This window comes from Nonlabens sp. MB-3u-79, assembly GCF_002831625.1.
Classification (GTDB): Bacteria; Bacteroidota; Bacteroidia; order Flavobacteriales; family Flavobacteriaceae; genus Nonlabens.
Map to the genome: position 1 here is coordinate 2,153,783 of NZ_CP025116.1, position 12,795 is coordinate 2,166,577.

Here is a 12,795-nt window from a genome sequence, read left to right on the forward strand (position 1 = left end):
ATAAGAAGAGCGATTGCTTGGATAGAGTAGATCTTTTTGTTTAATATTACATTGTCTAAACAGCCCAAAAATGACACATGAAATTTCTTCCAAAAGATTAAGTTTAAAAGATTTAAATTACATTTCTCAAAATGTTACTGAACTTCAACTATCAGAAAGTTCGCTTCTCGCTGTTCAAGCGTGTAGGGATTATTTAGATAAGAATTTTGGAAGCGTCAACAGCAAGCCTACTTACGGTATTAACACTGGTTTTGGCTCTTTATGTCATACCCCAATAGATAGCATTCACTTAACTCAATTACAGCATAATTTGATCATGTCGCATGCTTGTGGGACTGGTGAGGAAGTGCCTGAAAAAATTGTGAGATGGATGTTGTTTCTTAAGATTCAAAGTTTGTGTTACGGACATAGTGGCGTGAGTGTGGAAGTAGTGCTTCGTTTAATAGATTTTTACAATCACGGTGTTTATCCGGTCATATATGAGCAAGGATCTTTAGGAGCTTCTGGAGATCTTGCACCGCTGGCACATTTAGCATTGCCATTAATAGGTTTAGGAGAAGTAACCTATCAAGGAAAGAGATATACGGGTGAAGAAATTAATAAGTTAAAGGGTTGGAAATCGTTACAACTGCAGTCTAAGGAAGGACTGGCCTTAATTAATGGAACTCAGTTCATGCTTGCTTACGGTGTATTTCTTTCTCTAGAATCTAGAAAGTTATGGTACTGGTCTCACATTACAGCCGCTTTATCTATAGACGGCTTTTCTTGTAGTATGTCTCCATTTGATGAGCGTATTCATTTGATAAGACCTCATAAAGGACAGTTGACGAGTGCTGCGATGATCAGAGAGCTATTAGAAGATAGTGAGATAGCGGTAGATGAAAAACAAAATGTACAGGATCCATATAGTTTTAGATGCATACCTCAAGTTCATGGAGCTACAAAGGATGCGATTGATTATTTTATTAAAACAGTATTAACAGAATGTAATTCTGTAACAGATAATCCAAATGTTTTTCCTGAATCAGACACCATTATTTCTGGGGGTAATTTTCATGGACAGCCGCTGGCACTAGGTTTAGACTTTTTATCTATAGCTATGAGTGAGATAGGAAGTATTAGTGAACGAAGAATATTCCAATTAATGAGTGGTACACGTGAATTACCGCCCTTCTTATGTAAAAATGCAGGTCTGAATAGTGGCTTGATGATTCTGCAATATACAGCAGCAAGCATAGTGAGCCAGAATAAACACTTAGCAAATCCTTCTTCAACAGACAGTATAGTGAGCTCTAATGGTCAAGAAGATCACGTAAGTATGGGTGCAAATGCCGCTACAAAGTCCTATAAAGTTATTGATAATTTAAAAACGGTATTAGCCATAGAATTATTGACCAGTGCTCAAGCTATGGAGTTTCATGTCAAAGACACTTCTAGTTTTTTGAAGTCTATAATATCTATAGTGCGCAGCGTGGTGGAGCCTTATGATAATGATCGTGTGTTGTATAAAGACATACAATTGGCTAAAGAAATAATGGAGTTTACTGAATTAGATATGGATATCATGAATTAGTTCATACGATGGATTAGTAGGATTCCGTTAAAAGTTTCAAGTAGTTCCTTATGAGTCCAATGCAGTGCTTGTTCTTTGGTGGGGAGTGATTTTAGTTTATTAGGTTTAAAAAATCTGCTTTACACAGCTACAGCACTCATGCATGGCATCTTAGTTTCTACCATGCCTATGCAGTAATATTCATCATGCTTTGTATTGTGTAAATGTACCATAGGCTCCATATTATAGCTGTTTTCACGTATACTTGTAGATCCTAATTTGTAATATTCACTGGCTTAAGATATAACAGTTGCAGCCTGCAGATTATTTAATTTTAAATTAAAAGGAATACCCTCTTTTATTCTTCCTGTAATAAACTTAGCTAATCCTTAAACAAAAAAACGCATCTTAAAAATCGCTTTTTAAGATGCGTTGGTATGAACCATTATAGCCTATAAGGTTACTCTGCCGACTGTTCTGTGTCTGGTCTTACAATTTTCACTCTTAACTTGTCGTTTTCCTTGTCAAAATCCATGAATATGGTATCTCCTTCTTGCAGTTGGCTATTTACAATCTCTTCAGCAAGCGTATCTTCGATATACTTTTGGATCGCACGCTTAAGAGGTCTAGCGCCATATTCTTTATCAAAGCCTTTGTCTACAATGTAGTTTTTTGCTTCATCACTCAATGTTAATTCGTATCCTAAATCTTTGATACGAGCAAAGAGTTTTGCAAGTTCAATATCAATGATTTTATGGATATCTTCTTTTTCAAGTGAATTAAAGACAATAACATCATCGATTCTGTTCAAGAATTCTGGAGCAAATGTTTTCTTTAAAGCTGCTTGTATAACACTGCTAGCATTGTCACCTTCTGCTAATTTACGAGCAGCGGTACCAAATCCAACTCCAGAACCAAAATCTTTCAATTTGCGAGCTCCTACGTTAGAAGTCATGATGATAATGGTGTTTCTAAAATCAATTTTCCTTCCTAAGCTGTCTGTTAAGAAACCATCATCTAGTACTTGAAGCAACATGTTGAACACATCTGGATGTGCTTTTTCTATCTCGTCTAGTAAGATTACGGCATATGGTTTACGTCTCACTTTTTCAGTAAGTTGACCACCTTCTTCATAACCTACATATCCTGGAGGAGCTCCTATTAATCTAGAAATAGCAAATTTTTCCATATACTCACTCATATCAATACGAATGAGCGAATTTTCAGAGTCAAAAAGCTCGCTAGCAAGAACTTTTGCTAGTTGTGTTTTACCAACACCAGTCTGTCCTAAGAAAATAAAAGAACCAATAGGCTTGTTAGGATCTTTCAATCCAGCTCTATTACGTTGTATGGCCTTTACAACTTGTTTCACTGCTTTTTCTTGACCTATCACAAGATCTCCGATAGATGCATTAAGGTTACTGAGTTTTTTCATTTCCTTAGTAGCGATACGATTTACAGGTATTCCTGTCATCATACTCACCACTTCAGCTACGTTTTCTTCTGTTACGGTGTCTTTGTGAAGTTTAGAAGCTTCTTCCCAAGCTTGTTGTGCTTCAGCAAGCTGCAGTTCTAGTTTTTTCTCATCATCACGCAGTTTTGCAGCTTGTTCATACTTCTGCTTTTTAACCACGTTGTTCTTCTCTTCCTTAACCTCTTCTAGTTGCTTTTCTATTTCAACGATTTGATCAGGAACTTCTATATTGTTGATGTGAATACGGGAGCCAGCCTCATCCAAAGCATCAATAGCTTTGTCTGGTAAAAAACGATCTGTCATATAACGGTTGGTAAGCTTCACACAAGCATTAATAGCTTCTGGAGTATACTCTACGTTATGATGTTCTTCATATTTACCTTTGATGTTATTCAAGATTATAATTGTTTCTTCTACCGAAGTAGGTTCTACCATAACCTTTTGAAAACGTCTTTCTAACGCGCCATCTTTTTCAATACTATTTCTGTATTCGTCTAGTGTTGTTGCGCCTATACATTGAATCTCTCCGCGAGCTAACGCAGGTTTAAACATGTTAGATGCATCTAGGGAACCAGCGGCTCCACCAGCGCCTACTATGGTATGAATTTCATCTATAAAAAGAATAATATCTTCATTCTTCTCTAATTCATTCATAACCGCTTTCATGCGTTCTTCAAACTGACCTCTGTATTTAGTTCCAGCTACTAGACTGGCTAAGTCTAGTGTGATAACTCTCTTATCAAAAAGAGTACGAGATACTTTTTTCTGAATAATCCTCAAGGCAAGCCCTTCAGCTATGGCACTTTTACCAACACCGGGTTCTCCTATTAATAAGGGGTTGTTTTTCTTTCGTCGACTCAAAATTTGAGACACGCGTTGTATTTCTTCTGCACGTCCTACTACTGGATCTAGTTTGTCATCTTCGGCCATTTTAGTTAAATCACGACCAAAATTGTCAAGAACAGGAGTTTTAGATTTTTTATTAACCTTTTTATCACCGCTAGGAGAGAAGAGGTTTTCTTTACTACTATCTTGCATATCGTCTCCAGAGTCATCGTCACTTAAAGATTGTGCGCTCACATCTTCTACATAACCATCTTCTTGCGAAAGGATCATTTTAAATTCATCCTTTACATTATCATAATCTACTTTAAGCTTGTTTAAAAGTTTTGTAGTAGGGTCATTTTCATTACGTAGAATACATAATAATAGGTGTGCTGTATTGATAGAAGTGCTTTGAAAAAGTTTTGCTTCTAAAAAAGTGGTTTTGAGTGCGCGCTCTGCTTGTCTGGTTAGATGTAAATTCTTTTTCTCATTTATTGCAGTAGATATATTGGGGTTTGCTGGGCTGAGTATTTCAACTTTACGACGCAAACTGTCTAGATCTACAGATAAATTAGTTAAAATCTCTATCGCTTTTCCATCTCCATCGCGCAGTAATCCTAACATTAAATGTTCTGTACCTATAAAATCATGACCTAATCGCAAGGCCTCTTCCTTGCTATAGGCGATGACGTCCTTTACTCTTGGTGAAAAATTATCGTCCATATCGCTTCTTTCGTTTAAATGTATTGAATTTATTCTTTCAAAAAGCATTCCGTACTGTAAAAAAGGGTTAATACTTTGTTCGCTTTCGCGAAAGCGTAACTAGAACTCTTGTTTACCCCAATATTTAGACTCTTAAAACTTATCCACATGAAGGGATTAAAAGTGTTAATAAAAACAGCTCATAATGAGTATCTAAGCCTTATTAATACTAGGGATTTACTTAAATTGCTAGTTGTTAAAATAACTAATTAATATAATCTGATTTACATGGCAGATGGAGAAAAGTTAATCCCGATAAACATCGAGGATGAAATGAAGTCAGCATACATCGATTACTCGATGTCAGTCATAGTGTCACGTGCACTGCCAGATGTGCGAGACGGACTAAAACCAGTACATAGACGAGTTCTTTTCGGGATGTATGAACTGGGTGTGCTTTCTAATAGAGGTTACAAAAAAAGTGCGAGAATAGTAGGAGAAGTTCTTGGTAAGTATCACCCACATGGGGATACTTCTGTTTACGACGCCATGGTACGTATGGCTCAAGAATGGTCATTGCGTTACATGATGGTAGACGGTCAAGGTAACTTCGGTAGTGTGGATGGAGATCCACCGGCAGCAATGCGTTATACAGAGGCAAAAATGCGCAAGATATCTGAAGAGATGCTTGCAGATATTGATAAAGAAACGGTTGATACACAACTTAACTTTGACGATACCTTATCAGAGCCTACTGTCTTACCTACTAAAATACCTAACCTTCTCGTGAATGGTGCCAGCGGTATAGCTGTAGGTATGGCTACTAACATGCCGCCACACAACTTGACAGAAGTCGTTGATGGTACTATAGCTTATATTGAGAATAATGATATCGAGATCGATGAACTCATCACTCATATCAAGGCTCCAGATTTTCCTACTGGAGGTATTATTTATGGCTATGATGGGGTGAAAGACGCTTTTCACACAGGACGTGGGCGTATAAAAATACGTGGTCGTGTAAGAATTGAAGAAGTTAAAGGCCGTGAATGTATCTTAGTAGATGAGTTGCCTTATCAGGTCAACAAGGCTGATATGATTAAGAAAACAGCCGATCTTATTAACGATAAAAAACTAGAAGGAATCGCCTCTATAAGAGATGAGTCTGACAGAAACGGAATGCGTATAGTTTATGTTCTTAAACGTGATGCTATTCCTAATATCGTTATCAATAAACTATATAAGCATACGGCACTTCAATCTAGTTTTAGTGTCAACAACATTGCTTTGGTAAAAGGACGTCCTCAGTTGCTCAATGTAAAGGAGATGATCCATTACTTTGTTGAGCACAGACATGATGTAGTCGTTAGAAGAACGGTCTATGAACTGCGTAAGGCAGAAGAAAGAGCTCATATTCTTGAAGGATTGATTATTGCAAGTGATAACATAGATGAGGTTATTGCTTTGATACGATCTAGTAGTAACGGTGAAGAAGCCCGCGCAAAATTAATAGAGCGTTTTGAGCTTTCAGAAATACAAGCTCGCGCAATAGTTGAAATGCGATTGAGACAGCTTACCGGACTGGAACAAGATAAACTACGCACAGAGTACAGTGAGTTGATGGATACTATTACTGATTTGAAAGACATTCTGGAAAAGAAAGAACGTCGTATGCAAATCATTAAGGAGGAACTTATCGAGGTAAGAGAGAAGTTTGGAGATGAGCGTCGCTCTCAGATAGAATATGCCGGTGGCGATGTAAGTATAGAAGATATGATCCCAGATGAGCAGGTAGTGATCACTATTTCTCATGCAGGTTATATTAAAAGGACAAGCCTTACGGAATACAAAACCCAAAATCGCGGTGGAGTAGGACAAAAGGCAAGTACTACTAGGGATGAAGACTTCTTAGTAGACCTCTTTGTAGGAACTAACCACCAGTACATGTTGTTCTTTACAGAAAAAGGAAAATGTTTCTGGATGCGTGTTTATGAAATTCCAGAAGGAAGTAAAACTTCTAAAGGTCGCGCTATTCAAAACTTGATCAATATTGAGCAGGATGATAATGTGAAATCAGTTATTTGCACCCAAGATATTAAGGACGAAGAGTATATCAATAGTCATTTTGTGATTATGTGTACTAAGAAAGGTGTGGTTAAGAAAACATCTCTCGAGCAATATTCTAGACCTAGATCCAACGGTATCAATGCCATCACTGTTAGAGACGGAGATACACTTCTAGAGGCAAAACTCACTACTGGAGACAGTCATGTTATGTTAGGTCTTAAGAGTGGTAAAGCCATTCGTTTTGATGAATCTAAAACACGCCCTATGGGTAGAAATGCCAGCGGAGTTCGTGGAATTAGATTGTCTCATGAAGATGATGAGGTGATAGGAATGGTAGCGGTTAATGATATGGACTCTAATATTCTTGTCGTATCAGAAAAAGGATATGGAAAACGTTCCAGTCTTGACGATTACAGGGAAACCAATCGCGGAGGAAAAGGTGTGAAAACCATCTCAGTTACAGAGAAAACTGGTGGTCTTGTAGCCTTAAAGAACGTAAGCGATGAAGATGGCTTGATGATTATCAATAAATCTGGAGTTGCGATACGTATGAATGTGGCCAACTTAAGAGTAATGGGACGCGCAACACAAGGAGTACGTTTGATTAATTTAAAAGGAAACGATTCTATTGCTGCAGTAGCTAAAGTTGTCAAAGAGGAAGAGGAAGAAGAAGAAATAGCATCTGAGGATGGTGTAGTTTCTGAAGCTCAAGACACAGATACTACTGTTGTAAACGATGATAGTGAAGAATAATAAAATTTATAGTATGAAACTTAAATTAACAATACTTTTTCTGGCTGTAGCTTCTTTAGCTATGGCTCAGAAAAGGGAAATTAGAAAAATTGAGAAAGCAATAGAATCAAATGATTCCTCCGAGGCCGTTAAGGAGTTTAACTCTATAAACGAAAGTGAAGTAGACGCTAAATACGAAGGAGCGTATTCCTTTTATAAAGCAGCAACGACTATTGGTGTCTCAGGAGAAAGCAATGCTTCAGAGGAAGAGCTTTATGAATCCTTAGATCTTATTAAAAAGGCCGTAAAATTAGGCTATGATAATGAAGAATTATTCACTTCATTTGAAACTAAGGCAAAAGAACGATTGTTCAGCCTTGCAAATGAAAAGCTTAAATCTAATGACACCAAAGGAGCACTAGTCATTGTGAATTATTTATCAGATGCTGATACTTCTAACTTGACCATGTATTATAATGCTGCAAGGCTAGCTTATCAAGCCGGAGAATTTGATACAGCCAAAGAAAAGTATCAAACGCTCATAGATAAAGAGTATACAGGTGAAGAGGTTACTTATACAGCAGTAAAAATAGCTAATCAAACGGAGGAGAAGTTTCCTAGTAAAAGGTTGCGTGATTTTTCTGTCACTACCTCTAAGACATATACTAATCCTAAAGATATCAAATCAGCTTCTCAAGTAGGTAGTATTGTGACTAACTTGGTTTGGCTTTATAAGAATGAAGGGGATATGGATAAAGCAAATGGCACTTTTGAGAATGCTCTAATAAAGCATCCAAGCGATGAGTCTTTAAAATTTGCCATGGCTGATATATACTTGACACTAGAAATGATGGACGAGTATAAGGAAGCAACAGAAAGTCTTACACAAGAAGTTAAGGACCCAAAGGTTTATGATAACCTTGCTATTTCTGCACTAAATACAAAGGATTATGACCAAGCAATAAAGTATTATGAGCTGAGTATTGGAATAGCGCCTAATAACTTTGTTGCGCAAGCTAATTTAGGTCTTTCTTATGTAGAGAAAGGGAATTTAGAATCGACTTCCGCTAAGGATCAATTGGAGCTATATAAAAATGCTATTGCTTGTTATGAAAAAGCTCATCAGTTAAAGCCAGAAGATAAAACAGTAATTAGCACATTAATTAGTTTATACGGTGTCTTTGATATGAGTGATAAGGTTGCAGAAATGAAAGCCAAATTGTAATGTTGATTCGGGTTACTTATTAAATCGCTTTCGCGAAAGCATCATAAAAAAAGCTCTTAGATGAATATCTAAGAGCTTTTTTTATAATTTCTTTAAAAAAAATCAAATGATTTTCTTGATCATTCTCAGTTTATGAGTATGTATATTCTTTTCTATATTGAATATACCGCTTTGATCTAGTCGATCTATACGAACTTTACCATGAGCATGAATAATATAATTATCGCTCATAATGATGCCTACGTGAGTGATCTTTCCTTCGTGATTGTCAAAGAAAGCCAAATCTCCAGGTTCAGATTCTTCTATAAAACTAAGAACCTCACCTTGTGTTGCTTGCTCGCTAGCATCTCTTAAAAGATCAGAACCGCTCAACCTGTATATAAGTTGGGTAAAACCACTACAGTCTATTCCTAGTGGTGTTCTTCCGCCCCACAAATAAGGTGTGTTTAAAAAAAGTAATGCGTTATTTATAAGTAGAGATTTACTAAAATGAATCTTAGCAGTATCAATTGGAAACAAGTCGTGTAAGAAATTAGAAGAACTCACTTGAGCACCAATGGTTATGGTGCTCAAGGTATGGTCTTCATGTGTAAGGTGTGCAATTAAATCTTTAGAATAATAGTTATCTTCTTTTAGTAAGTGATGATACTCTTCTGCTTCGATCTCTTGGAACTGCTTGTTGTCTATCCAGCCTTCATAATTATCATGAGCCAGTCTTATTTTAGACCACTTTTTTCTACTCTCTATAATTTTAAAGATTTCTCCGTAGAGTACTTGAGACACCATTTCACTGGCATCACTAGTTTCAGACCTTAAAGGAGCAATAGAAATCGGACAGATACCGTATCTCATAAAACTTAATTAAGATTGTAAGATTATAGCACTAGCGCCACCACCACCATTGCAAATGGCAGCTGCTCCTATAGTTCCGTTTTCTTGTTTGAGAACACTCAAAAGTGTAGTTACAATTCTTGCTCCACTGCATCCTAATGGATGGCCTAATGATACGGCTCCTCCATAAACGTTAACATTTTTATCTTCAAGGCCTAGGATTTTCATATTAGCAAGACCTACTACTGAAAAAGCTTCATTAAACTCAAAGTAGTCAACATCTCCTAAATTAACACCTGCTTTTTTAAGCGCTTTGGGTAATGCTTTAGACGGGGATGTAGTGAAATACTTAGGTTCTTGAGCAGCATCAGCATAACCTATGATAGTTGCAAGTGGCACTAAACCTAGTTCTTGAGCTTTTTCTTCACTCATCAACACTAAAGCTGCCGCGCCATCATTAATAGTAGATGCATTAGCAGCAGTTACGGTGCCATCTTTTGAAAATGCGGATCTAAGAGCAGGAATCTTTTCCAATTTCACATTGGTAAACTCCTCATCAATGGAAACAATAACATCATCTCCTCTTCTTTGTGGAACATTAACAGGAACCACTTCATCGTTAAATTTACCATTTTCCCAAGCGGCTTTAGAGCGTTGATAGGATTGAATGGCAAAGTTATCTTGATCTTCTCTTGTGAAATTATGATCTGTAGCACATAGATCTGCGCAAGTTCCCATGGCTTCCTGACTGTAAGCATCAACGAGACCGTCTTTTTGCATTCCGTCTATTAGGGTAGAAGGACCAAACTTCTGTCCAGTTCTCATTTGAACATAATGAGGAATCATGCTCATGTTTTCCATTCCACCAGCTACAACGACGTCGTTATCGCCTAGTGCGATAGATTGCGCAGCCATCATAATAGTTTTCATTCCGCTAGCACACACCTTATTTATGGTAGAAGCAGGGGTACGAGCGTTAATCCCAGCTCCTATAGCAGCTTGTCTTGCTGGTGCTTGTCCATTGCCAGCTTGGACTACATTCCCCATCAATACCTCATCAACATGATTAGGGTCTAATGAAATTTTATCTAATGCCCCTTTAATGGCTATGGCTCCTAATCTTGTCGCTGGAACAGAAGATAAATTACCCATAAAACTTCCTATAGGCGTTCTAGCATAAGATACAATGACTACTTTTTTCATGACTCTATTTTTCTTTGCAAAAATAATGATTTTAATAAGCAATTCATAGAGTTCCTTGAATGCATAAATCAATTGTTTTCATTATATAATTGTATTTTAAAAGTATAGTTGTTAATTTGTTTTATACAGCGCAAGATGAATAGACTATATAATTATCAAAATGTTATTTATAGAATAATTTTGTTATGCTTTTGCACAGCACTAACAGTCTATATATTTCCTAATAATAATCGTTTTAAATACGATTACAACCAAGGAGAACCTTGGGACTATGAAACTTTGTACGCCCCTTTTTCATTTCCTATAGAGAAAGATGAAAATGCTCTTTTAAACGAGAGGCAAAGTGTTTCAGATAAAGCGCCACATTATTTTAAAATTGATCCGGCTGTTGAAAAAAATGTGCGTAACAACTGGTCCAATAGATATTCTATAAAAAGTGGTGATTTATTGTCAGCGAAGGATCTTAAAAACATAGACACGGAAGTAAGTAAAATATTTTCCGAGATTTATAAAGTAGGCTATTTAGAATCACCATTAGATGTAGAAGAAAACCAACTTGTTTTAATAGAGTTTAATAACGAATTAAAATCGGCTATCTATGGTGATTTGCACAAGCCTGAAGATTTAGGTCAACTTTTAAATGATCGGGTAGGGCAGTTAAATACAGGTAGCTTCAACAGAAGAGAATTGATAGCAGACCTTTTAGAGGTGATACAACCCAATATCACCTATGATAAGGAGTTAACAGATTTAGCGATTAACGAGGAGTTAAATAAAATTCTAACTACTCGAGGAGTGGTTTCTCAAGGAGCCAGGATCATCGCTCAGGGAGAGATCGTTGAAGGAGAAAAGTTGCAAGTACTCAACACGCTCAACAACACCTATAAATCTCAAACGTGGACCGATTCACAGTACAATTGGAAGCTTGGGGGTTATATCATATTAGTGGGTATGGCTTACACCATGTTGATCTTGTTTTTATGGAGGTATAGGAAATCCATTTTTGAAAACTTTAGAAAGCTTTTCTTTATATTTTTCAACATCTTAGTAGTGGTTGTTTTAACCGCAACGGTAGTAAATATTGATATTCAGTACATCTATGTCGTCCCTGTTTGTATTTTACCTTTAATCTTAAAAGCCTTTTTTGATGCGAGATTAGGCTTGTTCACTCATGTGATTGCTATTTTTATTTTAAGTTTTATTGTGCCTAATAGTGACGAGTATTTATTTTTACAAATGATGGCTGGGATTGTAACCATTCTCTCCAATAATGAAATTTATAAGCGAGCCAACTTATTTCTTACCGTAGCCCAAATAATAGGAATATATTTTCTTTCCTATTTTGCCTTTTATGCTATTAATCAAGGAGGTGTTGCTGGTTGGGAGTGGAGTAGGTTAGGTTACTTTGTGCTCTGTGGTCTGGCGATGCTTTTTGTTTGGCCTTTGATATACATCTTTGAAAAGGTTTTTGGTTTAGTAAGTGATGTGTCCCTTTTAGAATTAAGCGATACCAATTCAAAACTTTTAAAGGCTTTATCTAATAAGGCTCCTGGTACATTTCACCATTCTTTAAACGTAGCTAATATTGCAGAAACTGTCGCAAATGAAATAGGAGCAAACGCAATGTTAGTGCGTGTAGGAGCTCTTTATCACGACGTCGGTAAAATGACTAATCCGACTTATTTTACAGAAAACCAAGGTAGTGGTATAAACCCGCATAATGATTTAGATCCGGAAGATAGTGCGAGAATCATCATTGACCATACCCTTAATGGTATTGAGATTGCCCGTAAATACAACTTACCAGACCGTATCATCGACTTTATAAGAACTCACCATGGAGATAGCTTGGTGTATTATTTTTATGCCCAAGCAAAAGAAGGTAATCCAGAGGTTTCAAAGGATAACTTCCGTTATCCTGGTCCAAAGCCTTTTAGTCAAGAAACAGCTATACTTATGATTGCCGATAGTGTAGAGGCAGCTTCTAAAAGCATCAAGAATCCAACTTCTGTCAAGATAGACAACTTAGTAAATAAAATTATCGAAGGTCAGGTAGAAAGTGGTCAGTTTCTCAACGCAAATATTACCTTTAAACAGATAGAAACAATTAAAGCTGTGATTAAAAAGAAGTTAGCGAGCATCTATCATTTACGTATAGAATACCCTGAATAATTTATTGAAAAA

7 protein-coding genes are annotated in these 12,795 nt (G+C 36.7%); 4 read left to right on the forward strand and 3 right to left on the reverse strand.

Annotated elements, in window-relative coordinates:
* The first annotated feature begins 70 nt into the window (after positions 1–70).
* Positions 71–1,573, forward strand: coding sequence for a histidine ammonia-lyase (gene hutH, locus CW736_RS09540; protein WP_101013730.1), 1,503 nt, complete (start codon positions 71–73; stop codon positions 1,571–1,573).
* Positions 1,574–2,012: 439 nt separating this feature from the next.
* Here the strand turns inward: hutH and CW736_RS09545 are convergent, their stop codons facing one another.
* A complete protein-coding gene (locus tag CW736_RS09545) occupies positions 2,013–4,574 on the reverse strand; it encodes an ATP-dependent Clp protease ATP-binding subunit (RefSeq protein WP_101015100.1) in 2,562 nt (853 codons plus the stop codon).
* Between the two features lie 267 nt (positions 4,575–4,841).
* Between CW736_RS09545 and gyrA the strand changes: the two genes are divergently transcribed.
* Complete coding sequence (gene gyrA / locus CW736_RS09550) at positions 4,842–7,373, forward strand: DNA gyrase subunit A (RefSeq protein ID WP_101013731.1); 2,532 nt, start codon at positions 4,842–4,844, stop codon at positions 7,371–7,373.
* A 13-nt stretch (positions 7,374–7,386) separates the two neighbouring features.
* On the forward strand, positions 7,387–8,577 hold the full coding sequence (locus CW736_RS09555; RefSeq protein ID WP_198519316.1) for a tetratricopeptide repeat protein: 1,191 nt from the start codon (positions 7,387–7,389) through the stop codon (positions 8,575–8,577).
* A 102-nt stretch (positions 8,578–8,679) separates the two neighbouring features.
* On the opposite strand, the gene CW736_RS09560 is transcribed toward CW736_RS09555, so the two are convergent.
* Both CW736_RS09560 and CW736_RS09565 read right to left on the reverse strand, forming a co-directional pair.
* A complete protein-coding gene (locus tag CW736_RS09560) occupies positions 8,680–9,429 on the reverse strand; it encodes a C40 family peptidase (RefSeq protein WP_101013733.1) in 750 nt (249 codons plus the stop codon).
* A gap of 9 nt (positions 9,430–9,438) precedes the next feature.
* Complete coding sequence (locus CW736_RS09565) at positions 9,439–10,611, reverse strand: acetyl-CoA C-acyltransferase (protein WP_101013734.1); 1,173 nt, start codon at positions 10,609–10,611, stop codon at positions 9,439–9,441.
* A 135-nt stretch (positions 10,612–10,746) separates the two neighbouring features.
* On the opposite strand from CW736_RS09565, the gene CW736_RS09570 reads away from it, so the two are divergent.
* Complete coding sequence (locus CW736_RS09570; RefSeq protein ID WP_101013735.1) at positions 10,747–12,783, forward strand: HD family phosphohydrolase; 2,037 nt, start codon at positions 10,747–10,749, stop codon at positions 12,781–12,783.
* Positions 12,784–12,795 lie beyond the last annotated feature (12 nt).